The 25,587-nt window shown below is 68.4% G+C and carries 30 protein-coding genes and 1 pseudogene; 13 read left to right on the plus strand and 18 right to left on the minus strand.

Annotated features, from left to right (window positions below):
* The first annotated feature begins 107 nt into the window (after window positions 1–107).
* Window positions 108–473 (plus strand): PadR family transcriptional regulator, encoded by a 366-nt coding sequence (locus ACSMXO_RS12060; protein WP_455417765.1) that lies wholly within the window; start codon window positions 108–110, stop codon window positions 471–473.
* The gene (locus ACSMXO_RS12065) at window positions 470–1,846 is read left to right on the plus strand and encodes a permease prefix domain 1-containing protein (protein WP_455417766.1); all 1,377 of its coding nucleotides are present in this window, start codon (window positions 470–472) and stop codon (window positions 1,844–1,846) included. Before ACSMXO_RS12060 ends, ACSMXO_RS12065 begins: the two co-directional genes overlap by 4 nt.
* A 185-nt stretch (window positions 1,847–2,031) precedes the next feature.
* Here ACSMXO_RS12065 and ACSMXO_RS12070 read toward each other — a convergent pair whose 3' ends face one another.
* From ACSMXO_RS12070 to ACSMXO_RS12080, 3 genes are read right to left on the minus strand one after another with little or no spacing between them, the layout of a single operon-like run.
* Entirely contained in the window at window positions 2,032–3,213 is a 1,182-nt protein-coding gene (locus ACSMXO_RS12070; RefSeq protein ID WP_455417767.1) for an alpha/beta hydrolase family protein, read from the minus strand.
* Window positions 3,210–3,572, minus strand: a complete 363-nt coding sequence (locus tag ACSMXO_RS12075) for a transcriptional regulator (protein ID WP_455417768.1) — start codon at window positions 3,570–3,572, stop codon at window positions 3,210–3,212. Before ACSMXO_RS12075 ends, ACSMXO_RS12070 begins: the two co-directional genes overlap by 4 nt.
* A complete protein-coding gene (locus tag ACSMXO_RS12080) occupies window positions 3,569–4,273 on the minus strand; it encodes a hypothetical protein (RefSeq protein ID WP_455417769.1) in 705 nt (234 codons plus the stop codon). The genes ACSMXO_RS12075 and ACSMXO_RS12080 overlap by 4 nt, the downstream gene beginning before the upstream one ends.
* 477 nt (window positions 4,274–4,750) lie before the next feature.
* On the opposite strand from ACSMXO_RS12080, the gene ACSMXO_RS12085 reads away from it, so the two are divergent.
* Window positions 4,751–5,167, plus strand: a complete 417-nt coding sequence (locus ACSMXO_RS12085) for an NUDIX domain-containing protein (protein ID WP_455417770.1) — start codon at window positions 4,751–4,753, stop codon at window positions 5,165–5,167.
* Between the two features lie 854 nt (window positions 5,168–6,021).
* Window positions 6,022–6,780, plus strand: coding sequence for a hypothetical protein (locus ACSMXO_RS12090; protein WP_455417771.1), 759 nt, complete (start codon window positions 6,022–6,024; stop codon window positions 6,778–6,780).
* Between the two features lie 148 nt (window positions 6,781–6,928).
* Here the strand turns inward: ACSMXO_RS12090 and ACSMXO_RS12095 are convergent, their stop codons facing one another.
* Both ACSMXO_RS12095 and ACSMXO_RS12100 read right to left on the minus strand, forming a co-directional pair.
* Window positions 6,929–7,510: a dihydrofolate reductase family protein gene (locus tag ACSMXO_RS12095; protein WP_455417772.1), complete on the minus strand. Its 582-nt coding sequence runs from the start codon at window positions 7,508–7,510 to the stop codon at window positions 6,929–6,931.
* A 66-nt stretch (window positions 7,511–7,576) separates the two neighbouring features.
* Entirely contained in the window at window positions 7,577–8,416 is an 840-nt protein-coding gene (locus ACSMXO_RS12100) for a helix-turn-helix domain-containing protein (RefSeq protein WP_455417773.1), read from the minus strand.
* A gap of 202 nt (window positions 8,417–8,618) precedes the next feature.
* Here ACSMXO_RS12100 and ACSMXO_RS12105 point away from each other — a divergent pair, with 202 nt between their 5' ends.
* Together ACSMXO_RS12105 and ACSMXO_RS12110 are read left to right on the plus strand one after the other, a co-directional pair.
* The gene (locus ACSMXO_RS12105; protein ID WP_455417774.1) at window positions 8,619–9,275 is read left to right on the plus strand and encodes a phosphotransferase; all 657 of its coding nucleotides are present in this window, start codon (window positions 8,619–8,621) and stop codon (window positions 9,273–9,275) included.
* Between the two features lie 150 nt (window positions 9,276–9,425).
* On the plus strand, window positions 9,426–10,376 hold the full coding sequence (locus ACSMXO_RS12110; RefSeq protein WP_455417775.1) for an NADP-dependent oxidoreductase: 951 nt from the start codon (window positions 9,426–9,428) through the stop codon (window positions 10,374–10,376).
* On the opposite strand, the gene ACSMXO_RS12115 is transcribed toward ACSMXO_RS12110, so the two are convergent.
* A complete protein-coding gene (locus ACSMXO_RS12115; protein WP_455417776.1) occupies window positions 10,357–10,614 on the minus strand; it encodes a transposase in 258 nt (85 codons plus the stop codon). The genes ACSMXO_RS12110 and ACSMXO_RS12115 overlap by 20 nt on opposite strands.
* 224 nt (window positions 10,615–10,838) lie before the next feature.
* Window positions 10,839–11,495: an RrF2 family transcriptional regulator gene (locus ACSMXO_RS12120; RefSeq protein ID WP_455417777.1), complete on the minus strand. Its 657-nt coding sequence runs from the start codon at window positions 11,493–11,495 to the stop codon at window positions 10,839–10,841.
* Here ACSMXO_RS12120 and ACSMXO_RS12125 point away from each other — a divergent pair.
* The 3 genes and pseudogenes from ACSMXO_RS12125 to ACSMXO_RS12135 all read left to right on the plus strand — a co-directional run.
* Entirely contained in the window at window positions 11,461–12,258 is a 798-nt protein-coding gene (locus ACSMXO_RS12125) for an SDR family oxidoreductase (RefSeq protein ID WP_455417778.1), read from the plus strand. The genes ACSMXO_RS12120 and ACSMXO_RS12125 overlap by 35 nt on opposite strands.
* A gap of 190 nt (window positions 12,259–12,448) precedes the next feature.
* A complete protein-coding gene (locus ACSMXO_RS12130) occupies window positions 12,449–12,670 on the plus strand; it encodes a zinc-binding dehydrogenase (protein ID WP_455419226.1) in 222 nt (73 codons plus the stop codon).
* Between the two features lie 544 nt (window positions 12,671–13,214).
* Window positions 13,215–13,340: pseudogene (locus ACSMXO_RS12135) on the plus strand (IS110 family transposase); the annotation flags it as partial.
* A gap of 78 nt (window positions 13,341–13,418) precedes the next feature.
* On the opposite strand, the gene ACSMXO_RS12140 reads toward ACSMXO_RS12135, so the two are convergent.
* Complete coding sequence (locus tag ACSMXO_RS12140) at window positions 13,419–14,387, minus strand: SDR family NAD(P)-dependent oxidoreductase (RefSeq protein WP_455417779.1); 969 nt, start codon at window positions 14,385–14,387, stop codon at window positions 13,419–13,421.
* 84 nt (window positions 14,388–14,471) lie between these two features.
* Between ACSMXO_RS12140 and ACSMXO_RS12145 the strand changes: the two genes are divergently transcribed.
* Window positions 14,472–15,440: an AraC family transcriptional regulator gene (locus tag ACSMXO_RS12145; RefSeq protein WP_455417780.1), complete on the plus strand. Its 969-nt coding sequence runs from the start codon at window positions 14,472–14,474 to the stop codon at window positions 15,438–15,440.
* Between the two features lie 327 nt (window positions 15,441–15,767).
* Here the strand turns inward: ACSMXO_RS12145 and ACSMXO_RS12150 are convergent, their stop codons facing one another.
* Complete coding sequence (locus ACSMXO_RS12150) at window positions 15,768–16,517, minus strand: SDR family NAD(P)-dependent oxidoreductase (protein ID WP_455417781.1); 750 nt, start codon at window positions 16,515–16,517, stop codon at window positions 15,768–15,770.
* 704 nt (window positions 16,518–17,221) lie between these two features.
* Entirely contained in the window at window positions 17,222–17,347 is a 126-nt protein-coding gene (locus ACSMXO_RS12155; RefSeq protein WP_455417782.1) for a hypothetical protein, read from the minus strand.
* A 239-nt stretch (window positions 17,348–17,586) separates the two neighbouring features.
* On the opposite strand from ACSMXO_RS12155, the gene ACSMXO_RS12160 reads away from it, so the two are divergent.
* Window positions 17,587–18,219, plus strand: coding sequence for a hypothetical protein (locus tag ACSMXO_RS12160; RefSeq protein WP_455417783.1), 633 nt, complete (start codon window positions 17,587–17,589; stop codon window positions 18,217–18,219).
* Between the two features lie 64 nt (window positions 18,220–18,283).
* Here ACSMXO_RS12160 and ACSMXO_RS12165 read toward each other — a convergent pair whose 3' ends face one another.
* Together ACSMXO_RS12165 and ACSMXO_RS12170 are read right to left on the minus strand one after the other, a co-directional pair.
* On the minus strand, window positions 18,284–19,087 hold the full coding sequence (locus tag ACSMXO_RS12165) for an SGNH/GDSL hydrolase family protein (protein ID WP_455417784.1): 804 nt from the start codon (window positions 19,085–19,087) through the stop codon (window positions 18,284–18,286).
* Between the two features lie 2 nt (window positions 19,088–19,089).
* Window positions 19,090–19,722, minus strand: a complete 633-nt coding sequence (locus ACSMXO_RS12170; RefSeq protein ID WP_455417785.1) for an NAD(P)-dependent oxidoreductase — start codon at window positions 19,720–19,722, stop codon at window positions 19,090–19,092.
* Between the two features lie 83 nt (window positions 19,723–19,805).
* Here ACSMXO_RS12170 and ACSMXO_RS12175 point away from each other — a divergent pair, with 83 nt between their 5' ends.
* Window positions 19,806–20,381: a TetR/AcrR family transcriptional regulator gene (locus ACSMXO_RS12175; protein ID WP_455417786.1), complete on the plus strand. Its 576-nt coding sequence runs from the start codon at window positions 19,806–19,808 to the stop codon at window positions 20,379–20,381.
* A gap of 98 nt (window positions 20,382–20,479) precedes the next feature.
* On the opposite strand, the gene ACSMXO_RS12180 is transcribed toward ACSMXO_RS12175, so the two are convergent.
* On the minus strand, window positions 20,480–21,169 hold the full coding sequence (locus ACSMXO_RS12180) for an HD domain-containing protein (RefSeq protein ID WP_455417787.1): 690 nt from the start codon (window positions 21,167–21,169) through the stop codon (window positions 20,480–20,482).
* A 231-nt stretch (window positions 21,170–21,400) separates the two neighbouring features.
* Window positions 21,401–22,129, minus strand: a complete 729-nt coding sequence (locus ACSMXO_RS12185) for a hypothetical protein (RefSeq protein WP_455417788.1) — start codon at window positions 22,127–22,129, stop codon at window positions 21,401–21,403.
* A 39-nt stretch (window positions 22,130–22,168) separates the two neighbouring features.
* Between ACSMXO_RS12185 and ACSMXO_RS12190 the strand changes: the two genes are divergently transcribed.
* On the plus strand, window positions 22,169–22,795 hold the full coding sequence (locus tag ACSMXO_RS12190; RefSeq protein WP_346263685.1) for a TetR/AcrR family transcriptional regulator: 627 nt from the start codon (window positions 22,169–22,171) through the stop codon (window positions 22,793–22,795).
* Window positions 22,796–22,826: 31 nt separating this feature from the next.
* On the opposite strand, the gene ACSMXO_RS12195 is transcribed toward ACSMXO_RS12190, so the two are convergent.
* The 4 genes from ACSMXO_RS12195 to ACSMXO_RS12210 all read right to left on the minus strand — a co-directional run bounded on the left by ACSMXO_RS12195 (window position 22,827) and on the right by ACSMXO_RS12210 (window position 25,576).
* On the minus strand, window positions 22,827–23,234 hold the full coding sequence (locus tag ACSMXO_RS12195) for a transposase (protein ID WP_455417789.1): 408 nt from the start codon (window positions 23,232–23,234) through the stop codon (window positions 22,827–22,829).
* Window positions 23,235–23,251: 17 nt separating this feature from the next.
* A complete protein-coding gene (locus ACSMXO_RS12200) occupies window positions 23,252–23,470 on the minus strand; it encodes a zinc-binding dehydrogenase (protein WP_455417790.1) in 219 nt (72 codons plus the stop codon).
* 99 nt (window positions 23,471–23,569) lie between these two features.
* Window positions 23,570–24,211, minus strand: coding sequence for an alcohol dehydrogenase catalytic domain-containing protein (locus tag ACSMXO_RS12205; protein WP_455417791.1), 642 nt, complete (start codon window positions 24,209–24,211; stop codon window positions 23,570–23,572).
* Between the two features lie 966 nt (window positions 24,212–25,177).
* A complete protein-coding gene (locus tag ACSMXO_RS12210) occupies window positions 25,178–25,576 on the minus strand; it encodes a DUF4279 domain-containing protein (protein WP_455417792.1) in 399 nt (132 codons plus the stop codon).
* Window positions 25,577–25,587 lie beyond the last annotated feature (11 nt).

Below are 25,587 nucleotides of genomic sequence, written 5' to 3' on the forward strand. Positions count from 1 at the left end.
CGGATCGCGGATACCGCTGGCAGGGGCAGGTAACCGGCCGTTGCGTCAGCGGATACCTGCCAGTACTATGCATCGTACTTCTAGGGTTAGGGGCTGGGTGAGGTCTCGTGAAGGTCGCTAAGGATTTGGTGGCCGCCTCGGCGACACCGATGGTGCTCGGCATCCTGACCGAGGGCGAGAGCTACGGCTACGCCATCCTCAGGCGGATCAACGAGCTGTCCGGGGGCGAGCTGGATTGGACCGAGGGACTGCTGTACCCGTTGTTGCACCGGCTTGAGCGCCTCGGTTATGTGGAGTCGAGCTGGCAGACGGTTACCGGCGAGCGAAAGCGCAAGTACTACCGCATCACCGACAAGGGTCTGGCTGAGCTGGCCGAGCAGCGCCGGCAGTGGGACACCGTCGTAGACGCGCTCAAGGAGATCTGGCGTGACCGTGTGCCGCTGACGGTGAACCCGTTGGAGAGCGGCGCATGACGGGGCAGGACGGGCATGAGGAGTTGGAAGCGCAGTTCGAGCAGTGGCGCCGGTACGTGCTTCGCCGCAGGGAATTGCAACCGTTCGACGCCGACGAGCTCGAAGACCACCTCCGCGGCTCCGTTGACGAGCTCGTCACAGCAGGCCTGAGCCCGGATGAGGCGTTCCTGGTCGCGGTCAAACGGATGGGCAGCCTCGACGAACTCTCCCGCGAGTTCGCCCGGGAGCATTCGGAACGGCTGTGGAAACAGCTGGTGCTGACCGCCGATCCCGGCAGCCCGGTCGCCGGCACGCGCTCCGGGCGGGACCTGTGGGTCATGGTCAGCTGCGCGGCGGGCGCGGCGGCGTCCGTCAAGGTGCCGGCACTGTTCGGGCTGAGCTTTGAGGACGACAGCTCGTTCTACGCGCGGAACTTCACCCTGTTCGCGCTGCCCTGGCTGGCGGCGTTCCTGGCCTGGCGCCGGAAAGCCCGACGGTCAGTGATCGCGACACTGATGGCGCTGTTCGCTCTCGGCGCCGTGGCGGCCAATGTCTACCCCCTGGCGGACAAGTCGCAGTCCGTGGTCGTCACCAGCATCCACCTTCCCATCGCCCTGTGGCTCGTGGTCGGTCTGGCCTATGTCGCCGACGACTGGCGTTCCTCCCGTCGACGCATGGACTTCATCCGCTTCACCGGCGAGTGGTTCATCTACCTGGTACTCATGGCCCTCGGCGGCGGTGTACTCGCCGCCTTCCTGTTCAACACCTTCAAGGCCATCGGAATCGTCCCGGAGGAGTTCATCTCGCATTGGCTCCTTCCCTGTGGCGCCACGGCCGCAGTCGTCGTGGCCGGGTGGCTCGTAGAGGCCAAGCAGAGTGTCGTCGAGAACATCGCGCCCGTCCTCACGCGGTTGTTCACCCCGCTCTTCACGGCCGCCCTCCTCGCCTTCCTCGTCGCCGTCGTCTGGACCAGCCACGGCATCGACGTCGAGCGCGAAGCGCTGATCCTGTTCGACCTTCTGCTGGTCGTGGTGCTGGGGCTGCTGCTCTACTCGCTCTCGGCCCGCGATCCGCTGGCCCCGCCCGGCCCGTTCGACAAACTCCAGCTCGCGCTCGTGGTCAGTGCGTTGGCCATCGACGTGCTGGTGCTGATGGAGATCACCGGGCGCATCACCGACGAATACGGCAGTACGCCCAATAGGGCGGCCGCGCTCGGCGAGAACGTCATCCTGCTGGTCAACCTCGCGTGGTCGGCGTGGCTCCTGCTGACCTTCATCCGTCGGCGCACGCCGTTCGCGGCGCTCGAACGTTGGCAGACCGGCTACCTGCCGGTGTACGCCGCGTGGGCCTGGATCGTGGTCCTCGTCTTTCCTCCCTTGTTCAGCTACGTCTAACCGAGAAGGTCCACCCCCGAATGACACCAATGTCGCCCGCCTGGCGGTGTGACAGGCCTGTCGTAACGCTCGCGTGCCAAGCACGCACATTCGGCCAGTAGTGCTTCGGGAGCGCGGTACCGTCATCGGCGACTCCGGCGTCCACGGCCGCCCCGGCGCAAGCCCCCTGGAGCTCGATGGCTGGGTCAGGGAATGAATTGCACTTCCGGGAATGCCGGGTTCGGGCCACGCAGCAGGTGTCCCCGGTGGCGTAGATGCAGGTCGAAGAACGCGAGCGGGTATGCCTGCTGGATCCGTACCGCCCGGAACGGGTCGAGGGCGCCGATCCAGCTGGCGAGTTCCTCGTCACTCATCCCGATGATCGTCGCCAGTTGCGGGATCAGCCACTGGTGATCGATGTACGACGAGTGGGCGGCGCCGTCGGCGTGCACGTTGAGCCGCCATCCGTGCAGGTAGTAGGACCAGATCTCATTGACGCTCGGCTCGGCGGCCCGGGTGTACTCCGCGGTCATCAGCATGAACGGCCGGCCGATCTCGGTGACCGGTGGGTTCGACTGCATCGGGCCGTCGAGGCTCAGCCCGGCCCGGACGCGCTGGTCCTGGTTCATGACGAGGGCGGTCGCGGTCGCGCCCTTCGACCAGCCGGCCATGCCGATGCGGCGCAGGTCGAGCACGGCGCCCAGGCCGGCCGGCAACGGACGGCGCTCGGCGTCGGGATTGCGGCCGGCGGCCAGGTCCTCGACACGGTCGAGGACGAACCGGAGGTCGTAGGAGGAGTCCCACGGTGTGAACGACTGGCGAAGGGGGACGGTGAGCCGGCCGTCGGGAAACTCGCTGAATCCGTCGTACGTGTGATCCACCGTGACCACGACGTAGCCGTGGCTGACGAGTTCCTGGACCACAATGGTGGCCTCGGCACGGTGACTGTCGTTGCCGGGGGAGTACACGATCACGGGACGCCGTCCGGGTGTCCGCAGTACCGGCGCTCCCACACGGCCGGCCGTGAAGGGTGCCGCCGCGGCGTCGGCGTCGAACCCGGCGGACGCGAGCAGCGCGCGCATCGGCGCGGCGGGCAGCCACGGCGCTACCGGGTGACGCCGGGCGTCATGGGTGGCGGGGTACCAGACGCTGGCCATGAGTTCGCGGTAGTGCCCCGGGCCGGCGACGGGATCCGGGCGGGATTTGTCGACGAGGTGCAGCGACACGGTGCCCACCCGGTGCGGCCCGGTGGGCGGGGGCAGGGTAGGCCGTGCCGGGCCAGGCGCGGCCGGCGCCGCCCACCCGCGGCCGGCGCCGCCGAGCGGCACGGCGACACCGGCCGCGAGCGCGGCTGTGAGCAGGTGTCGGCGGGTCGGGGCGATGGTCATCGATCCTCCGGGGTGTCGGTGGTCTCGACGCGCGTGATGAGCAGCTTGAGTCGCGCGATCTCTTCGGCGAGCGCGGTATTGCCGGCGGCGGTGAGGGTGATCCAGGTACGGCCGCGCCGGCCCTCGTACCCCTTCTCCACGGCGATCATGCCGGCGTTCTCGAGTACGCCGAGGTGTTTGGAGAGGTTGCCGGCGGTCAGCTCCAGTTGGGTGCGAAGGTAGCCGAACTCCACCCGTCGGGCCTCGTGCGCGATGGTGAGGATGCCCAATCTGACCCGTTGGTGCACCACGTCGTCCAGGCCGTTGACCGGATGGGCGGACGGGGCGTGCGGGTGGGGGATGTCGGCCTCGGTGGTCACCGCTGCCGCCCGCGGGCCACCGCGAAACCGACCGCGCCCAGTAGCAGCGCGGCGCCGCCGATGACCTGCGGCAGCAGCAAGTCCGTCGCGTGTCCCCAGAAGCGGGGAATCCTGAAGGTGTCGATCGGCACCAGCACCAGCGCCAGATATCCGAGGGTGAACAGCAGCAGCGCGGGGTGCCGCTCCAGCCAGGCCAGCACCAGCAGCGCCACCCCGATCGTGCCTACCGGTGCGATCAGGCGGTCCAGCAGCATCACCCAGGACGGCAACGGTTCGGTCGGCAGCGGGTGGCTCTGCCAGTAGAGGAACACCAGCAGCCACGCGACGGCGGACAGGACGGCCAGCGCGACCCCGGTGAGCACGTACGGCAGCACCCGAGCGCCCAGCCCCCGCGCCCGGGTGACCCGCACGGCGTACAGGGCGATCGCCGTGTATGCCAGCAGCAGCGCCGGCAGCCAGTAGAACGCCCTGTCCAGACCCCGGATGTAGCACGCCCCGGTGCCGCCCTCGGCGAATGCGCGCCCGCAGTCGGCGTCGAGGAAGTACCGGCCGACCGGGATCGCCGCCAACGTCACTGCAGCCAACACCAGCAGCGCGATCCAGGTCACCCGCTGGTCAAGACGCACCCGGTGGGCGAGGGCGCGCACGTCGGAGAGCAGCCGGCGGGGATCGCCGCCGGCGGGCACCGAATCAGTGGTCATGCCAATAGGTTTCCACGGCAAACCTATTTTCGCTAGTACGAGTTTCGGTGATTGCCACACGATCAGCCCGGAGCGGTACCAGCCCGCGCGGGTCTCGGCTCCGCGCAACAAGGCGCCACCTAAGTCGTCGCACACCAACACCGGAACCAAGATCAGGTGTCCGCTCATCGGCAGAGTCGTGCGCGCGATCGTCTACCCCGGCCGACACGGACGGTGACTGCTGCGTGTCAGTGCACGCGCCCCAAGGGTGAACTGCGGAGCGAGCGCGGCGAACGCCGCCCTTGGACGACCCACTGGCACCGACCTCGTACACGAAGACGCACGCTCGTCATCGGGATGGTCGGACACCAACGACCCGCGCCGACGTCACCTTCAGTCACGAAGCGCGACGTGCCCGGGGACGCTCATCGGGCCAGCTGATATGGCCAGTGCGTCGGGAGCGCTCTGCGGCAGATCCGCATGGGTCAGAATGTGCCGATGACGATCTCCGCTGACGACTCCGGTCCGGTCCGGATTGTGACGGCCGTTCTTCGCGACGGCGATCGGGTGTTGCTGTGTCATCGAAGCGCCGGACGCCGTTGGTATCCCGACGTGTGGGACCTGCCGGGCGGTCATGTTGAGGAGGGGGAGGATCCGAAAGAGAGCCTTGTCCGCGAGCTTCGGGAGGAGTTGGGAATCACGGCGTCGAAGCCGTCCAGCCCGCCGATGCATGAGATCCGGACCGCGACGTTCGACATGCAGATCTGGTTGGTCGACAGGTGGACCGGAACACCCGTCAACGCCGCGCCGGACGAGCACGACGCTGTGGCGTGGTTCGAGACGTCCGACCTTGACAGCCTGCGTCTCGCCCACGAGTCGTATCTCTCGATGCTCACCGCCGTGCTCGTCACGTGACGTCGCTCCGGAAGCCAGGGGTGCGCGCTCATCGGCATGATCGGGAGCCGCGCCGAACGTACGTCGCCACGCTCTGTGACCCGTGCGCAGCCCGCCGCCGCGCGTGCTCTGCGGCGGAAGCGTGCACCTGACCTTGGCCGTCGTGCGGCTGCTCGTGGATGGGGATCTGGCACTCGGCGGTTGCCTTCTTCCGGATCAGACACCGAACTGGCAATGTCCCCGGCAGCATCGATGGCGTGACGCCGACGAGAGCGCGTGGGACGAGCAGTTCCTGGCCGCGCTGTCAGCCCATGGTTCAACGAGTCGGAGGGCCAGCTCAACTGATCGGGCTGCTGGATAGCGCGACATCTCGGCGAGAAACCAGCAGCGAACATCAGCCCGGCCGGCAATCTGACGCTGCGTCACACCTCGCAGCAGCCGCACCTGCGTTTGGACCGCGATCGACAGGCAGGTCACGAGAGCCGGAATTGTCGTTCCGCTAAAACAGTCAAGCAAGCGCCCGCAACCGGAAGAGCTCGTTCGCCGGCACACCCGCGACGGTCAGCCCATCGCCCGGCTGGCCCGGTTCGACGCCCACGACAAGCTCTGGAGCACCCCGCTGCCCTACCTGTTCCACGTCAACGGGGCACCAGCAGGCACGTCACCACCCCGGGCACGATCGTAAACATGCTGCACCGTCGGTGCGCGGCCATCGCCGAACACCACCCCGGCTGCCACGGTTTGAAGATAACGTCGCATGACTTTCGGCGAATTGTCTTTGCTTGGGTTTCGTGTTGCGATTACGCCCAGCAGCCAGCGAGAGCTGGGCGTTTGCGTTTTGCCAGAGGCCGGTGGTGTTTCTATGGTCTCCGGTCATGATCTTGAGTTTCTTCGCGTCCCAGGGTTGGGAGAGCTGGGACGTCGAGCGTCGGCCGCTGATTCCGGAGCGGATGCCGGTGCTGGTGGATAACGATCTGCGGTTCGAGGACGGTCCAGGCGCTCCGCGGCCGACGGTGGCGGTGAACCGGTGGCTGCGCGAGTTGCCCGCCAGCGGTGCGCCGTCACCGAATTCGTGGGAGGCGTACGCGCGGGCGGTCAAGGAGTGGATGGAGTTCTTGGCCGAACATGGTGTCGGGCTGCCATGGACCGGCTCCTGCGCGGCGAGATCCCGCCCGATGGCCGCTGCGACATCACAACCCTGGCCGTCGAGTCCGGCGTCGACCGCACCGCCTTCTACGGCACCCGGCCCTACGCCGATCTCCGCCGAGTTCGAACGGCGCCTACGGACCCTCCAGCAGGCTGGCGATCAGCCCGACCCGCGCGACGCGCAGATCACCCGCCTCAAGACCGAGATCACCGGGCTGAAGAACCGTGTGGTCGAGTCAACCAGCACGATCAACGAACTCACCGAGTTCCAGACCCAGGCCCCTCGCGCGACTCGCCGCTCAACACGACGAGATCATCCGTCTGCGGGCCGCCGCCACCTCCGCCAGCCGAGTCAGCCGACTTCCGCAACGGGCAGCGACCATCGGCTCATGGAACTGACCGAGCGACCAGGCCGACAGCGAAGCGGCGTCGGTGTTCGGACAAGGGAGGGGGTCGGCCAAGATACGACGGAAACCGGCAACCAGTGATCTTGAGTTGAACTTGCCACAGGTGAGGTGCTGGGGTGGATCGGCGTCGGCTCTGCCCGGCCAGGGACAGCGACGCGCAAACGCAGCCGGAGGCCCGATCTTGTGTCACCTTTCGCAGTGGACTTCTTCGCGTACCCGCTCAGATCGGTCAACGGCGCACCCGATAGCGCAGGTGAAGCACCCGGTTGCCCTGAATCACCACGTCAGGATCCTCCAACAGGTGCTGCGCGTCGACCGACCCGAAGTAGCGCTTGCCGGACCCGAACACGACGGGTACGACGTCCATGCGCACCTCGTCGACCAGGCCCGCGGCAAGCACCTGGCCACCGACGTCGCCAGCGGCGACCTCGACCATGCGGTCACCCGCAAGCTCCTGCGCCTTGGCCACGGCTGCCTCGACGCCGTCGACGAAGTGAAACGGCGCCTCGGGGTCCCAGCCCTCGGGCTTCGGCCGGTGCGTCACGACGACCACGTGGTCGATCCCGCTCGGAGGCTTCCCGTCCCAGCCGTCCGTCATGTCGAAGACGTGGCGCCCGGCGATTGTCGCCCCGATCTGGTCCCAGTACGGCCGGGTGTAGTCGTAGGACGTCTGCGACACCTTCACCTCGCCGCTCTCGTCCAACGGGACGTCACCGCTGGTCAACCAGTCGAACAGCGGTCCGGGCTGGTCGTTCTCGTCCGCGATGAAGCCGTCCACCGACACCGAGGCGTACATGACCACCTTGCCCACGGGGCGCTCCTCTGCTTTGGGGTGCCCTGAGATTAGCGTTTCGTGAGCTGTCGCTCTTGTAAGAAATCAATCGGCCGGCAGCGGCCAGCCGTCCAGCACGTGGCCGGGATGTTCGCGCAGGAACCGCCGCCGGACTTCGACGTACCGGGTCGGCGCGAGCCCGGTGAACGCCCGGAACTCGTGGCCGAAGTGGGCCTGGTCGAAGTAGCCTGCGCCACCGGCGAGGTCGCCCCAGTCGATCGGTCCGGCGGGATTGATCGCGAACACGGTGGCGGCGAAGCGGTAGGTGCGGGCCAGCCGCTTCGGCGTGACGCCGATGAGCTCCTTGAACCGCTGTGCCAGATGAGTGCTGCTGACACCGGCTGCCCCCCTCAGGTCGCCGATCGCCACGCCCCCGCTGGTCGCCGCGATGACACTGCTCATATGGCGGACCAGCCCCAGGCCGGCGGTCTCGCACAGCCGTCGCATTAGCTCCTCCTCGAGCAGCGTCAGCATCTCGTGCGGTCCGTCCGCCGTGGCCAGCCGGTCTCGCAGCTCAGCAATGGCGGGCCGGCCCCAAACCTGCTCTACCGTCACCGGCCGGTCACACAGCTCGGCCGCGGGCATCGGCAGGAACGGCGCCAGCCCCCACGGCTTGAAGTGCACGCCGACCGACCGGGTCCGGAGTGGGTAGCCGAACTCCCACGCGCGGGTGGGCATGGTGACCACGCAGCCGTCGGCGTACTCGGCCGTCTCGATGTCGGTGCCGGCGCGGATGCGGAACGGCGCCCCGAGGTTGACGATGAGCAGCGCCGACGGCGCGGGCGGCAGCATCAGCAGGGCGTACGGCGGCGCACCCTCCAGGTAGTAGAGGTCGTCGATCAGCCCGTCCAGCGGCGGTCGCGGCACTCTGGACACGTACTCCACGCCCACAGCATCGCCGATGCCCCGCCGGCATCGCGCGCCGGGATGGTCCAGCCGCGCTGCCGCCAGCATCGCGCCGGCAGCCCCTGGAGCCGGTATGCCCTTGGCGACGAACACACCCGGTGACCGGCGCGACTACCACCACAAGGAACACGCGACAGTTTCCGCGAGGTCACCAGGCCCGACCCCCAGGGAGGATCACGGGATGGAGCCACTGGCAGGCGGAGTTGACAACGTCGGGGCGGTCATCCGCGTCGATGACACGGTGCGCCGACCCGGCGGCCCGGCCACGCCCCAAGTCCGCCTGTTCCTGCAACACTTTCAGGCGGTCGGTTTCACCGCCGCGCCGCGATTTCACGGCCTGGACGAACACGGCCGCGAAATACTGGACTATCTCGACGGAGATGTCGCGATCCCACCGTTTCCTGACTGGGTGGCCGACGAGGACTTGCTGGTCAGCGTCGCGCTCCTGCAATCCGAGCTGCATCGCGCTGCTGTCGGTTCCCAACTGCCCGAAGGGATGCGCTGGCCTGCTCGTCAGCTGACGCAGCTTCCCCCTGGCGCGCGGGGCGATCTGGTTTGCCACACCGACCTGTGTCTGGAAAACGTCGTCGTTCATGATGGCCGTGCGGCGTTCATCGACTTCGATCTGGCGAGGCCAGCCAGCCCGCTGTTCGACATCGCCGTCGCAGCCCGCCACTGGATTCCGCTGCGCGACCCGGTCGACATCGCCGACGCCCGCGCCACGACCGACCTCATTGGCCGCTTCCGGCTGTTCGCCGATACGCATCACCTCGACGCATCACAACGCCTCGTCCCGGCCCGTCAGCGGCGCACGCTACTGCCCGGGAGCGCGCCCTGATCCAGCGCACTTCTGCGCCGAAGGGGCAAGGGTTGTGGAAATCCGGCAGGCGGCTGCCGAACCGTCAGATAATGCGGGGGTTGGCCTGTGTTTCATCCCCAGGGGCGGCCGGCGGGCCAGTCGGATGCGGTCGGAAGGAGCGGGCGTCGGATGAGCATGATGCACGCCGTGAGAGCTCACACCAGGGGCGGGCCGGAGCAACTTGTGTACGAGGAGGCGCCGCGGCCGGAGCCGGGGCCCGGTGAGGTGTTGGTGGCCGTGAAGGCCGCCTCTATGACACCCCATGAGCTCAGCTGGCCGGCAACCTGGACGCACAGCTTGGACGGGACAGGACCCGCGCGCACGCCGATCATTCCATCGCACGAGTTCTCTGGAGTCGTCGCGGCGTCCGGGGCGGGGGTGGAAAGCCCTGCTGAGGGGGAGGCGGTCTATGGCTTGATCCCTTTCACCCGCGATGGCGCGGCGGCCGAGTACGTCGTCCTACCCGCAGCCGTCCTGGCGGCCAAACCCGCCGTCGTTGACCACGACCACGCCGCAGCGCTCCCGTTGGCTGCGTTGAGTGCCTGGCAGGCCCTGGTGGATCATGCCGACCTGCAGGCCGGGCAGCACGTGCTGGTGCAGGGCGGTGCCGGCGGCGTGGGGATCTTCGTGGTGCAGCTCGCGGCCGGTCTCGGCGCTCGTGTGAGCGCCACGGCGGCGGCGGCCGACCTGGGGTTCGTCAAGGGGTTGGGTGCCGAGCAGGTCATCGACTACGCGCACGACCGCTTCGAGGACCACGTTCGCGACGTGGATGTGGTCGTTGATCTTGTCGGAGGAGCCACGCAGTCGCGGTCCTGGTCGGTCCTGAGACCGGGTGGTGTCCTGGTTTCCCTCGTCACCCCACCCGACCAACAGGAAGCAGCCCGGTATGGCGTTCGTGGGGTGTACTTCGTCGTCGAGCCCAACCAGAACGCGTTGCGTTCCATCGCCGAGTTCGTCGATAACGGTCGGTTGAGGCCAGTGCTGGACCGCGTGCTGCCCCTCACTGAGACGCGCTCAGGTTACGAGGCGCTGGAGACGGCCAAACGTCACGGTAAGATCGTCATCCACGTCGCTGACTAGTGCTCATCATGCAGCCTTGACCGAGCGAGTAATCCGGGTGACGGATCTTGGAGTTGATAGCGAATCCGGACCTGGATCGGGCTTGGCGGTTGCGGTTGCGCCATCGGATGTAGTCGCCGATCGCGGTGTTCTGTTCTGGGTGGGCGCGGTGGTCGGTGCCGTTGAGGGCGAAGTACCGCAGGGCGGCGAACTCGGCCTCGATCCAGTTCAGCCAGGACGCGTATGTCGGCAGGAACACCGGGTCAATGTAGTTGGCGGCGCACCAGGGGCGCCGAGCTCCGGGTGCTTGTGGGGTGAGAAGTTGTTCGGGATCAGATACAGCTTGTGTTCAGGATCAGATACAGCTTGTCGTCGGGCCAGCGGCGGCGCAGGGTCTTCAGGAAGTTGAGGAACTCGTGTCACCGTTTCCGGTCACGGATGCGGTAGGCAGGAGCCCGGCGATCTCAGCGCGGAGTGGGACGGTCATCGACTTGGCCGAGGCGGGGGGTCGGCGGCATGCGACCTCGGCGATCGGCGCGACGGCGTGGAACTCGTCGTCGGCGTGAGGAGGGATCGGGTGCGGGCCGGTGCTGTCGGGGGCAGCGTGGCGATGATGTCGGCGAGTGAGACGTCGGCGAGGCTGCGCCGCCACGCGTCGTGCGCGTCGGCCATCTTCTGGGCGAGGACGCAGGTGTTCTGGCACTGCTCGGGAGGGAGTGCTCCCCGTCCTTGTTGGCGGATCTCGCGGCACTCGTACGGCGGTGAGGTGCCGTCGACGGCTTCCACGATCCGCAGCAGTGTGATCTCGGACGCCGGTTGCGCGAGCCGGAACCCGCCGCGTGGACCTGTTGTCGCGGTCAGCACGCCGGCCTTGACGAGATCTTGTAGCTGCTTGGCCAGATAGGCCGCCGGGAGGTCGTAGTACTGCGCGAGCTGCGCCGCCGACGCGGTGGCTCCCGGATCGAGTTGCGCCAGTGTCGCGGCGCAGTGCAACAGCCATTCGGTGCTCACGGGCAGCTTCACAGTGTCAGCGTATCGCAGATATTGCGGATCTGCTAAGTCCGAGATACTGTCGGCCCGGTAGCGAGCGAGAGGAAAGATCGTCATGCGAATCGCAGTCGCCGGGGCGACCGGGAACATCGGCGCCCTCACCGTCGCCGGCCTCGAACGGGACGGACACAACGTCGTGCGGATCAGCCGTTCGCTGGGCGTGGACCTGTCAACCGGTGACGGACTCGACCAAGCCCTCACCGGCGTCGATGCGGTCATCGATGTCACCAACGGGCCGGCTACCAGCTACGCGGAGACGGTGGCGTACTTCGGCACCGCCACCCGGAACCTGCTCGCCGCCGGGGAGCGGGCCGGTGTCCGACACCACGTTCTGCTCTCGATCGTCGGGATCGATCGCGTCGAGGGCAACGCACACTACGCTGGCAAGCGCGAGCAGGAGCGTCTCGTGGCCGCCGGTCCACTGCCGTGGACGATCGTCCCGGCCACGCAGTTCCACGACTTCGCCGCGATGGTCGCGGGTTGGACCGAGCGCGACGGCGTCGCGACGATCGCGCCGCTGCTCGTGCAGCCGATCGCACCGCAGGACGTCGCCGACATTCTCGTCGAGATCGCGGCGGGCGAGCCGCAAGGCCGCTACGCCGACGTCGCCGGCCCGGAACCACAGGACCTCGTCGACATGGCACGACGCACCAACGAGACGCGCGGCCACAAGGTGAAACTCGTGCCGACGTGGTCGGCCATCTTCGGCCCGGCGATGGCCGGCACCGTGCTGCTGCCCGGCCAGGGGGCCCGCATCGCGCCGACCACCTTCGACGAATGGCTCGCGGGACAGCGACCAGACCACACATCCAACAGCCACACCATCGCCGAACTTCGGCCGGCGTCCAACTGACCCGGCGCACTCCGAGCCGGACTCAACCGAAGAAACGGCGTCGTCGGGTACGGCCCGGAGTCACGCTGACATACAGGGGTCCACTTGCCGACGACTTCACGTCGGCCGTCTCGGGGCGCTGTCATCGTCATCACGAAGCTGCCTGGTCTGACTACGCTCGGTCATTTCAAGGCGGAGCGATGCGCGCCGGATCGCGGCTTACCGCGCCACCAGCAGCCGCGGAACCAGAGTGCGGACCCTGTTCGTGCCCGACCACGCCGCCCGGATAGACAAGCTGGACGAAATCCGCCGCCTCGACGAGTCAGGAGTACTCATCCCACGAGTCGCGAAAACCCTGCCAGCCGCCGAGGCGTCCAACGCGCACCGCCGCTTCGAGGCCGGCGTCCGCGGCCGGCTCGTGCTCACCTTCTGAACCAACCCACTACCGCTCGGCCCAGCCCGACGGCATGACGCCAGCCAGCCACACCTCACCCTCGGCCGAGACGAGGCGCGTCAGCTGTGGCCGCCCCTGCCCCGCCCGGATTCTCGACCAGATCGCCGCCCAGCGGCAGCACGAGCAGGACGAGGCAGCGCTGGCCCCTGGACTCGGTCCTCGCGTTCCAGACCATGAAGGCGCTCGCGCTGCCCTGCTTGAGCGGTCGTCCGACTTGCTGGATAGGTGGCCCCGGAATGACCGGCAATCAGGAGGGTTTACGAGGCTCAAACGTGTGGGCCGGTTCGGCACTACCGGCGCGTTGGTCGCCGCGACGCTTGGCGGTGTAGATCGTCTTCACCCCGTCGCCGGCCTCCGCGGCAAGCGATGATTGGAAGTGCGGGGGCTGCGCTCGCTGGCTGCCCTGGAATAGATGAACTTTGCCACTGTAGGGCCGGGTATGGCTTGGCCTGGTCGGGCTGCCTGCTACGGCAACCTGGTCGGGATCGGCCTGTTTGCGTTGCTGCTGATCGGCGGGCCGTGTGCCCTGGTGATCGCCCAGACCAGCCGCATGCGCCCCGACATCCCGGTCCTGGAACCCTCCGACCGGCTGCTCGCCGAACTCACCGTGCTCATCGGCTACCGCGCCGACTTCGTCGGTCAGCGCGTGAGACCGGACCCCCGCCCCGGGGTGCCGGGAGGCGCCGAGAGGCGCGGCGCCGACGGGCGCCGCGCCTCTCGGGCGTGCTCAGCGGGTTGCCAGGACCTGCTCGGCGTACGCCCAGAGCCGGTCGGCGGCCGCCGGGTCGACGGCGTGCTCGGCCACCCCGGTCATGGGTTCCGGGCCGCCCGGGACGACCTCCGCCTCCTGGTTGTCCTCGAAGTAGCGGCCCGTGACACCGACCAGCAGCGGTGACCCGGCCAGCAGTACGGAGGTCGCCGCGCCCTGAGCGGGGGTCTTGAAGTAGTCCGGCACCGTTCGGTTGCCCGCCTCGTCGATCGTCACCCCGAACGAGCGCAACGTGTCGTCGTCGAGGTGCCGCTGCAGGTTGGTCATGATGTAGCCCGGGTTGGCCGCGTTGGCGATAATCCCGTCCGCGGCCCAGCGCCGGGCGATACCGACCACGAGCAGGACGTCGGCGGTCTTGGACTGGAAGTACGCCGCCCAGGGGTCGTACGGCTGCCGTTCGAACTGCGGGTCGTCGAAGTCGACGGCCCGGCGCAACTGCGCCCCGGAGCTGACCACCACCACCCGGCCGGATCCGGCGCGGAGGTTGTCGCGCAGGCCGCGGGCGAGCGCGAAGTGGCCGAGGTAGTTGGTGGCGAGCTGGAGTTCCCAGCCCTCGGCGGTGAGCTGCCGGTCCGGGACCGCCATCACGCCGGCGTTGGCGACCAGCGAGTGCAGCGGGCCCTCCCAGGCCGCGACGAATGCGTCGACCGACGACAGGTCGGCCAGGTCGAGAGCGACCGCCCGGACACCGCCCGGGCCGAGTCCGGTGAACTCCTCGACCAGCGCGGCGGCGCGGCCGGGATCACGGGTGGCGACGGTCACCTCGGCGCCCGCGCCGGCCAGGGCGCGTACCGTTTCCGCGCCGATCCCCGAGGCGCCGCCGGTGACGATCATCCGGCATCCGGTGAGGTCGACGCCGTCGAGGATCTCGGCGGCCGTCGCCCGGGCGGGGAACGGAGTGGTGGTCAGGCGTGCGGTGGCTGTCATGATGGCAACGTTACGAACGGCCCGGCCGGACCAGCCATGGTTCAGCGTCCGCCGCTCTTTCGCGTGCGTCCGAGGGAGGTGCGGGTGGACCCGCTGGAGGATGTGCTGGCACTGCTCGACGCGACGAGCCAGGTGTCGGCGGGGCTGGCCGCCGGTGGCCGCTGGGCGGTCCGGTTCCCGCCGCCGGCCGGGGCCAAGTTCAACGCCGTCCGGCGCGGTTCCTGCTGGCTGCGGGTCGACGGCGTGCCGGATCCCGTCCGCCTCGGCACGGGTGACTGCTTCCTGCTGACCCGGCCCGTGGCGTTCACGCTGGCCAGTGACCCGGACCTGCCGGCCGAGCCGGCGTACCCGATCTTCGCCGCGGCCGGCGACGGCGTGGCCCGCGCCGGCGACGGCGACGACGTCTTCCTCGTCGGCGCCGCGTTCACCTTCACTGAGCGGGCCCGCGCCCTGCTGCTGGACAGCCTTCCGCCGCTCATCCAGGTGCCGGCCGGCATGCCGGAGGCCAACACCGTGCGGTGGGCCCTCGACGAACTCGACGCCGAGCTGCGCGGCAGGCCGCTGGGGGCGACCCTCGTCGCCGAGCGCCTCGCCATCGTCATGCTGGTCCGGGTGCTGCGCCTGCACCTCGCCCGTGACGCCGGGCCCACCGGCTGGCTGGCTGGCCTCGCCGACCCGACGGTCGCCGCCGCGCTGCGGGAGTTGCACACCCGGCCGGCCCACCCGTGGACGGTGGCGGAGCTGGCCCGGGCCGTCGCAGTCTCCCGGTCGACGCTCGCGTCCCGGTTCAAGGACGTGGTCGGCAAGGGCCCCCTGGAATATCTCACCGAGTGGCGGATCGAGCTCGCCGCCGACCGGCTCCGCCGGGGCGACGACACCGTCGCCACCATCGCTGGCGCCGTCGGCTACAGCTCCGAGAGCGCGCTGAGCGTCGCGTTCAAGCGGACCACCGGCCACTCGCCGCGCGCGTACCGCAGTCAGCTCACCAGGCCCGCTGACCACCCGCCGGCCCGCCACGGGGCGTTGGACGGGCCGGCGAGTCAGGGGCGCTGAGACGTTCGCGGCAGGAGCCGGGGTACCCCGTGCACTGCGGTTGGACGTCCGGCGGTTCTCCTGGAACGTCTCGGGAGTTGGCCGACCGCGAGGGCCGGGAGGACCCGCCGGAGCGGTGAACGCCTCCGACGGTGGTGGGACCCGGCATGGCGCCGGGCCCCATCACGGCACCGTCGAGAATGACCATCAGCTGGGCGATGGAGATGAACAGCAAGGCTTTCCACCGCTGGGATTCCGGTGCGATCTGACGAGTGGACATCGTTGTTCCTTCAGGGTGGTGATTGCTGGTTGTCTGTCGTGCTTGCCGGGCCGAGACGGGTGCAGCCCCTACGCGGCGGTCAGGCCGCCGTCGATCGCGAGCGCAGCTCCGGTGATGAACGGGGCTTCGTCGCTCAGCAGGAAGGCCGCGAGCGCGGCGATCTCGTCGGGGTGCCCGATCCGTCCCACCGGGTGCATCTCGTTGGCGACACGGATGGCCTCCTCCGGGTTCGGGCCCATGTTGCCGCGCAGGAGCGGAGTGTCGACGCCGCCGGTGACAAGCGCGTTGATCCGTACACCCGTCGCGGCCACGTCGAGTGCCGCTGACCGGGTGAGCCCGACGATGCCGTGCTTGGCGGCGCTGTAGGGGGCCGGGCCGGTGACACCCGTGACGGAGGCGTTGTTCACGATCGACCCGCCGCCGGATGCCTGCAGAGCGGGGATCTGGTACTTCACACCGAAGAAGACACTGTTGAGGTTGAGGGACATTTCCGCAGCCCAGGCGTCGTCGTCGATCTCCGTGACCGGACCGTACGCAGTGGCCGCACCCACGTTGTTGAACGCGCCGTCGAGCCGGCCGTAGTGCCGGACCGCCCGGGCGACCAGCTCCTCCACCTCGGCCCCGACTGTCACATCGCTCGGCAGGAAGATCGCATCTCGTCCGGCGGAGCGCAGCTCGGCGACGAAGGCGTTACCCGCTTCCTTGCCCCGCGCCGCCAGGACGACCTTCGCGCCCTCGGCGGCGACCCGCTCTACGACGGCCCGCCCCATGCCGGACGTGGCACCGGTGACCAGAATGACCTTATCCGCGAACCGCATGGACTTGATTGATACTCATCTCTATTTCTAGGCTGGGTATTTCAGCGAGTGGTTCAGAAGGTGAGCACGAGCCGGCCACGGCGGCACCGGACACGAATCAGCGGTATGCGTCGGGCGGATCGGCGGCGGCAGGCCTTCGCGACGGTGTCGAACAGTCGCAGGGCCCGAACAACCCACGTTCGCGATGGCATCCATGCCATCGGGATGGCGGACCCGGATTGGTCCAGCTACATCAGAACCATGGGCACTGCAGGGCGGCGGCGCCCGACTCCCGGACCAGAGGTTTATGAGCCGGAGTGGCGTCAGCGATCACCATCAGCCCGGCGCCGGGCCGCCTTGATCAATCTGCCGCCACGTGTCTCCGTAGCCGGGCCGACCCAGGGCCGAAGCTGGCCCAAGAGACAACTAACCTGAACGAAGCTTCCTCGGCTCGCTGCGACTCCGACGCTTGCCGCTGTTGGCGCGGAAGACTGCCACTGCCACACCGAATCGCGCTCGTCCGAATAGCACCCTCAGCTATTGCAAGGTAAGCCCGGGGCGCGGTGTCGGGACTGCTCCCGGTCCGTTTCCCCGGCCCCTCGGCGAACCGGAGGTGCGTCTCTGCACGCATCCGGCTCTCTACGGTCTCTGCCGTCACGTCGCCGCGCCGTGACGGTCAACCGGCGTCGGTGGCGCCCGCGTGGGCGCCAGGCGCCGGATTCAGATCAGGCGTCCGGCGTGATCTCGATCTCCGCCATGTGACCGTGGTGAACCGTTGGCGCGTCGCCGGTGTACTCGCCCATCACGTTCACCAGGTCCTGCGGCGTCTTCCAGGTGTCGCCGTGAATCACGATCTTGGCGCCGGGAGCGAACAGCGCAGCAAGCCCGTCGTAGTTCTTCTCGCGGCTGACCGATACCGCAGGGACGTCCCGGCCGGGACCGTGCCGAACTGGCCGTGCCAGGTCGGTACGGTGCCAGCGTGGCGGATGTCCATGACCCCGCCCGACACCACGCGGTGCGCCTTGCGATCACCGGCCGTTGAGTAGCATGCGCCGTGGAAGGGTGCCCAGCGGCGTACGGGAGTCAGCAGGTGGCCGACGACGATCACGTTCAGTGCATCGTTGATCTGGCGGGCTGGCACGGTCCCCGGGCCCCGCGACTGGACTGGCCGGCGATCGAGGCCGCCCTGGGGCACCCACTGCCCTCCGACTACAAGCGGCTGTGCGAGCGGCTCCCACCCGGCGGCTTCGGCGAATTCCTGAACCTGCTGCACCCGGCGAGCGTGGGCGACTTCGGCAACCTGATCACCGGGGAGCGGTCGCTGAAGCAGCCCGGCGGGATTGTGGACATGCTTGTCGAGCAGGAGCGGATCTACACCGAGGAGGCGAACGCCCGCCGGTTGACGACCGTTGAGCCGGCCGCCGAAGACGGGGAGAAGTGGCGGCCGCTGTTCGGGCCGGGACAGCTGCATCCGTGCTTCTGGACCGACAACGGCGGCTACGGTTTCTGGATCGCGGCAAAGAGCGATCCGGAGGAGTGGACCATCGGCGTCAACCGCCGCAGCGGCAACGACGTGGAACCGTACGAGCTCTCCCTGAGCAGCTTCCTCCACGAAATGCTCACGGACGAGTATGCCTTCCGCGACTTCTTCGGCGTCGATGGCCCCGATGGCGTCGTGTTCGAGCCCTACGAGTCGGGCATCCGCCAGCTGCCGCCGCGCTGACGGCCGTCGGGCGGCCCGGCCAGCGCCTCAGAGAGTGTTGGGTAACCCATCGGCTACCTGAGGTTCACTGGTCACCGGCCAGCCAGCGGGCGGCGAGATCGGTGACGACTGCTCCGCCTCGGTCGCTCAGATGGATGTGGTCGACGAGTAGTTCGCGTTCGCCGTTTCGGGCGACCTCGTCCCAGCTCTGCCCGAGTAGATAGTGCTGGGTCGCCGCCCAGAAGGCCAGGACGAAACTGAAGTCGTACGGTGTCGGGTCACCGCCGCGCTGTCGGAGGAGGCCGACCATCCGCTCGTGCACGGGCAGGTAGTCGACCTGGGCGCGGGTCGCGATCTCCTTGATCGAGATGTTGTACCCGCTGAGCCTCTGGTTGAGTTCGCTGGTCAGGTCCTCGCCGAGCGGTGGCAGGGACATCAGCGCGATCCGGGCGGTGGTACGGGACTTGACGCGATCGACGATCGCGCCGAGATTGTCCCGGTAACGCTCCAGCGGTACCCCGTCGCGTACGTCGTTGGTGCCGATCAGGATCGTGACGGCGGTCGGGTTGCACGCCACGATGTCGGTGTCGACCCGCTGTCGCAGGTCGGCACTGGTGCTGCCGTTGACGCCGGCGTTGACGAACTCGTATGCCCGATGTTCCGGCCGAGCACGTAGCCCGCCCACCCAGTCGGCGCCGAGGGTGCCCTGGGTCATGCTGGCGCCGGCCGCGACGACCACGGGACGCGAGCCCGGCTTGCGCCCGTCGGCACAGGCGTCGCCTGGCGGGTTGGCGGGTGACCGGACGAACGTGAGGTATCCGACGGTGCCCACGGTGCCGAGTACGCCGACGAGGAGCAGGCACGCGGCGAGGATGATTCGCCTCTTCATGGTCAGTACCCCAGCGCGATCGTGTGGCGGACCGTGCTCGGGTCGTCCAGCGCGGCGAGGATGGCGTGGGCGAGATCGACACGGGCGATGGTGACGCCGCCGCGTACGTTTCGATCGATGGCGGTGCGGTATGGGCGGTGCTTGCCGTTGGTGAGTCGCGGCGGGCGCATGATCGTCCAGTCCAGTTCGCTGTCCCGGACGGCCTGCTCGGTGCGGGCGAAGTCGGCGAATCCCCGTTTGAGGTACCGCCGCAGCAGTGGTTTGACGACGGTGCGGGTAACTGGCCCGTCGCCGGCGTCGACGACGTGTCCGCTAGCGGTGACGACGATCAGGCGCCGGGTGGCGCCGGCGCGCATCGCGGCGATGATCGCTTGGGCGCCGTCGGCGCAGACTGACGTGTCGGCTCTGGTGCGAGGCCCCAGAGCCGACACCACTGTGTCCTGGGCGGTCACGGCTGCCTCGATCGCCTCCGGGTCCATGGCGTTGGCGATCACCGGTGTGAGTCGCGGGTGGTCCGCCTGGGGCAGGCGTGCGGGGTCCCGTACGACTGCCGTGACGTGATGCCCGACGGCGAGTGCGTGCCGTACGACGTGTTGGCCGGTGCCGCCGGTTGCGCCGAAGACAGTGATGCGCATGCAGGTCCTCCTGGGGTTAGTGATTACTAACCCCCATACTGGGCTAGTAATCACTAACCTGTCAACCGGAGAGACGAGGCGGCATGAGCACGCGGGAACGGATCCTCGACGCGGCCGAGCGCATCCTGCGGACCCGCGGGGTTGCGCTGGCCACCACCAAGGAGATCGCGCAGGCGACGAAGGTCTCGGAGCCGACGCTCTACAAGTACTTCGCCGACAAGGAGCAACTGCTGCTCGCCGTCCTCAAGGAGAGACTGCCCGGCCTGTCCCGGGTCTCGGTCCACCCCGGCGTCGGCGACGTCGAGGAGAACCTCGCCGAACTCGCGCACGCGGTCCTGGACTTCTACCAGCAATCGATCCCCATGTTGGGGGCGCTTCTCGCCGACCCGCAGCGGATGGCGGCACACCGGGTGGCGATGAGCCGGCACGGCGGCGGCCCTGACAAGGCGGTCGCCATCTTCGCCAGCTATCTGCGGGCCGAGCAGACCATCGGGCGGATCAGCCCGGACGCGGACCCGGACGCGACCGCGTCGCTACTGATCGGCGGGTGCTTCAACGAGGCGTTCCTGCGCTACTACGCCCACGGGGCGGCTGCCGTCGCGGCCCCACGCGCATTCGCCGAGGCGCTGGCCCGGGCAGTTGTCCGTCCGCTGTTGTAGCCCGTTACCGCTTGAAGGGCGGTCTGGCCGGATCCGTCGGGATCCGGCCAGACCGTTCCGCAACCTCGCGGGTCCTTGTGAACGTCGTTTACGGCGGGTTACCGGGACGTGTGACGATCGCCGCCCGGCTGGTATCCGTCGTAGTCGTTCCAGTGTGGGGATTGGGTCATCAGTTGTTTCCAGGTGGGCCAGATCGCGTTGGTCTGCTGGCGAACGAGTTCGCCCGGCATGCTGAACGGCGGGGCTTTGTGTGGCTTGTCGAGCGCCTGGCTGACGATCGTGTCGTGGAGCACGGCGGCGGCGTGCAGCCGGGGAAGCACGTCGTGGATGCGCTCGGCGTAGCCGGCGGGTAGGGGATACGGCCCATCGGGGCCGAGGTCGAATCCGGCGCCGGCGCTCACCAGTGCGATCTCTGGACGTTTCCGGATGGCGATGTCGTAGTGCAGGTGCAGTGCGATCGCGTCCCAGACGATCTCCACCTTCTCCTGTGCCAGCCCCTGTCCGGTGAGGAAGCGAGCGGCCAGGTCGGCACCGTCGATGTCGAAGGGCTGGTCGCCGTTGCCTTCACGGCTGAGCCCGGCATCGTGCAGTAGGCAGCCGACGAAGAGTAGTTCGTCGTCGTAGTCGCGATCGGGCCGCAGACCTTGCTGTTCGCCGAGAAATCGTCCGTAGAGGTACGTGCGCATGCTGTGGTTGAAGATGGCTGCGTCTTCGATGCTCTTGACGAAGCGAAGCGTGCTCACCGCGACGTCGGTGCGCGGGATCGGCAGTTGTCCGTATTGATCCATCAGGTCACCCTCTCTGAGCGGTACGGGTGTGGCTGGTTCGGTCCTGGGGTCGCATCCGCCGTAGGCCGAGTAGGCCGCCGTTTTCTGGTCGTTGTCGGTATGGGGGAGTAGCGATGTGGCCACGGCAATCGGCCAGAGCGCCATGATCGCCGCGAGTACATGTGTGGACAGCGGGAGGTTGGGTGCCGGGAACCTTCCTGCGGCCGATCCGCCTGTGGAAGGGTTTCTGAGTCATCCGGTCGCCAGTTGGGGATCCACCCCCGGAGATCGTGGACCATGGTTCGGGCGGATCAGGATGGTGCCGTAGGCGACGATCCAAGCCACCCACAGCAGCCAGCCGACCAGGCCGAGAAGGCCGAAAGGGCCCGCTCGGTCGACGACAAGCGGCGCGAGAGTAGCCGAGGTGAACAGCAGTGCCGCGGACAGCAGGCCCAACGTGCCGTGCCACCGCCGGATGAGGTTGGCGCGCCGGCCGGCGATGGACAGTCCGATCAGGGCCAGGGCCAGGAATGTGCCGTTGAGGGTGAACAGGCAGTCGTGCAGCGCCCACAGCCCCGCCGTGCCGGCGTCGCCGGTGGCCGCCGACGCGAGCGCGAGGCGGATCGCGATGACCGCGGCGAAGGTGGCGTTCTGCAGCACCAGGCCGGCGAATCCGAGCAATGACCACGCCTCGCCCCGGTCGCGCTCCGACTGCCACAGCACGGCGACCGCACCTGCGCCGAACAGCGTGGCCAGGATCCATGCGGCGGGAGTGAGGGCGGTGGTGAGACCCACGATGTGGGACTTGGTGCTGAAGAACGCGTCGACCTCGCCGATGTCGGCGCCGGTCTGTGGCAGGCCCGCGGGTACGGCGATCAGGTTGGCCACCACGATCATGGTGGCGAAGCCGATCGCGGCGATGCCGCTGAGCCGGTGGAAGCCGATGCTCGACGGTACGGTGAACTTGGCTTTACTTGACATGTATTCACTATAGCTAGCGTAAAGCGATAGGAGACAGGCATGACCGCCGAACCCGGCCGGCGGCGCTACGAGTCCGTACGCCGCACGACGCAGGCCCAGCAGACGCGAGCCGAAATCGCCCAGGCCGCCCGTCGACTCTTCGTCACCCACGGTTGGTCGGGTACGACCGTCCGCGACGTGGCGCGTGAGGCCGGCGTCTCGGTCCCGACCGTGTACGCGGCGTACGGGAACAAGTCCGGCCTGACCCGGGCTCTGGCCGACGCGGCTGACCTGTCGGCTGACGCGGCGCAGATGCTTGCGGAGCTGGAGGCCCCGGCCGCGACACCGGAACGGCAACTCGCCGCGATGGCCGGTTACGACCGGCGGCTGTTCGAGCGTTCGGGCGACGTCATCACGCTGATCCGCGAAGCGGGCCGTACCGAGCCCGAACTGGCCACAACCTACCTCGACGGCCGCAGACGGGGTGACGAGACTCGGGTACGGGTCTTCTCGTCGTGGCCGCCCGGGGTGCTCCGCCCCGGCCTGGACGTCCCGTCCGCCGTCGACATCTATGCGGCTGTCTGCAGCATTGACGTCTACGCCGTCCTGACCACCGAGCGCGGCTGGGCGCCGGATCGCGTCGAGCAGTGGTGGAACGGGGCGCTGGCCCGGGAACTGCTGAGCTGACCGGTACGGGTGCCGACGCTCCTATGCCGCGTCAAGTGGTTGGGGGCGGGCTTTCGAGGTGCCGGTAGATCTCGCGGGCGATGTAGCGCTTGAGGCAGCGTTTGATCTCTCGGTCGGTCTTTCCTTGGGTGCGGCGGCGGCGGTCGGCGTAGGTGCGGGTGCGTTCGTCGCGTTGTAGGCGGGTGAGGACGATGGTGTGCGGGGCGCGGTTGAGTTGACGGTCTCCCGAGCGGTTGAGCTGATAGCGGATGGTCTTGCCGGAGGACGCGGGGATCGGGGCGGTGCTGGCGAGCATGGCGAACCGGACGCCGCGCGCCAGCCGTACGCCGCCACGCTTTGTGACCCATGCACAGCCGGCCGCCGCGCGTGCTCTGTGGCAGATGTGTGTGCGCCTGGACGACAAGCCCGGGGACGTCGTGCCGGGTGAGCCAGTCGCCATCTGTGATGATCATGCGATTACGGGGTCAGCACGATTCTTCCGAAGACCTCACCAGCCTCCATCCTCTGGTGCGCCAGCGCGGCGTGCTCCAGCGGTAGCACGTCGTGCACCACTGTCTGGAGCTGGCTGCGACCTGCGGCAGCGAACTGCTCGATCCTCACCGCACGTCGAGCGGGCTCGGCTACCGTCGCGGCACTGAAGGTGGCGAAGGACATCGACTTCTGGAAGGCGGCCATCAATCTCGTGCCGAAGTCTGCCGGCGGCCGCCCCCGACGGCGCCGACGACCACAAGTCGACCCTCAGGTTTAAGCCTGTCAAAGAACGAAGGCATGTCTTTACCTGCTACCACGTCGATGATGACGTCGTAGCCGGTGGGATCGTCCGGCCCTCCTTCGCCGAAGCGGTCCAGCACGTGGGTCGCACCGAGCGCGCAATCGACGACCACGCTCAGGGGAGGAGGTGGTGACTGCCACAGCGCTGGCACCGCCGAGAGCCGCGAGTTGGACCGTCATGATCCCGATGCTGCCGGCCGCGCCGCGCACCAGCACGACCTCGCCCGACGAGAAGTGAGCGTGGGAGGGACCGAAGTGGGCCACGACTCCGGCGCTTCCGAGCGTCACGGCGTCGACGGCAGAGAGGCCCGCCGGGAGGGGCACGACTTCTCCGATCGGCGCGATCGCCTGCTCGACATAGCCGCCGCCCGTGCCAGTGAACGCCCACACGCGCCGCCCGACCCATGCGGGGTCGACGCCCTCGCCCACCGCGGTCACCGTCCCCGCCACCTCGCCGCCCGGAATATGACCCTCTCGGTAGCCGTAGGCAGCGAGAGCACCGCTTCGGATCATGACGTCGACGCCTCCGACGCCAATCGCCTCGCTGGCCATCAGTACCTGTCCCTGCGCGGGAACCGGGCCGGGGATGTCGATGACTGCCAGCCCTTCGGGACCGCCGAACTCGATGATCGCGACTGCCTTCACTTTTATTACTCTTCGTGAGCTAAGTCAAAGCCGCCGTAAGCGACCCCTGGCTGCTTGGGACGCTAGCGGACGCCGGCGTCCGGTTAGCTAAAATGAGAGAGTGCTCGATTGTTTGCCTCAGAACCTGCGCTCGGACGCGCTAGACAATCGTGAGTGAATCCTCGCCGCGGCTCGGGCGGTGAGGGCCAAGAACGGCGCGGTGCCATCAACTTTGATCAAGGTCTTTCCGCATCTGTCCGATGTGGTCGTTGAGGTAGTCGACCGATCGGCGGCGACGGTTGTGCTGCGGGCGCGGTCGCGTATACGTCGGGGCCGGTGCCTGCGACGCGGCAGGACTTCTGTTCGTACGCACGGGAAGTACCGGCGACGACTTGCCGACGCCGCGCTCGGCGGCCGCACTGTGGTGATCGAGGTGATCGAGGGCCGCGACGCCCGGACCGGTCGCGGCGTGGCTGGCCGGCCATCCCGAGATCGAGGTGGTCTGCCGCGACCGCGGCCGCACCTACGCCGAGGCCGCCCGGGCCGATGCTCCTCAGGCCCAGCATGTCGCACCGGTGGCATTTGTGGCACAACCGGTGCGGAGGCGGTGGAGAAGACCGTCGCGGCCCACCACAGCTGCATCAAGGCCACGTTCGCCGCGGCAGAGCCGCCGGTGGACGTGCCACCGCCGCTCCCGTTGCCGGATGCGCACTACAGCGTCCGTGGCCGGCCCAGCTCATCACGCCGGGACGGCCACAACCACCGTGGACGCAGCAGATGGCCAGGATGCCGCGCAAGACTTTGATTCTGTGCCCACCCCGCCACGACAGCATCCACGATCGGCAACCTGCCATCACGCTCAGGTAGCAGTCACTGGAGAGCCCGTTGCCGGGACAACCGGCACGGCGGGTTCGGGCCGGGGCCGTTGGAACAGGACCTGCACCATAGGAACCGCGCCGGCGGCCTACCGGTGCGGCGTCTGTGCACCTAGCCGTAGATGTCCAAGTTCAGTTCGATCGGAAACGCAGCCAATCGTTGTAGAAGGTCAACCTCGAGCAAAATGCCCCCGTTGCCCTCGACAGACACGAAGCAGAACCAGTCCATGTCAAATCCATCAGCGGCCATCTCGCGCAAGACGCCCCGCTTCGGTTCGATGCGGTCCAGCAGGACGCCCAGATGCTCGCCCAAAAGCCCGCTTCCCGCGGACTCGGTCGAGAGCGACCACATTGCATGGCGCCAAGGAGCGCCACGAGGTCTCGGATCTCCTGCCTCGTGTGCGTGAGTGGGATGGATGCCCAACCTCGCCGTCACGTCAGCCGCAGACATCCCCGGCCCGGTGATCCGGAGCGTCACGTACGTCTCAGCATCGGCCACAAGTCCCAACATTGCAGCCCATG

It is taken from the genome of Plantactinospora sp. DSM 117369 (assembly GCF_053764795.1).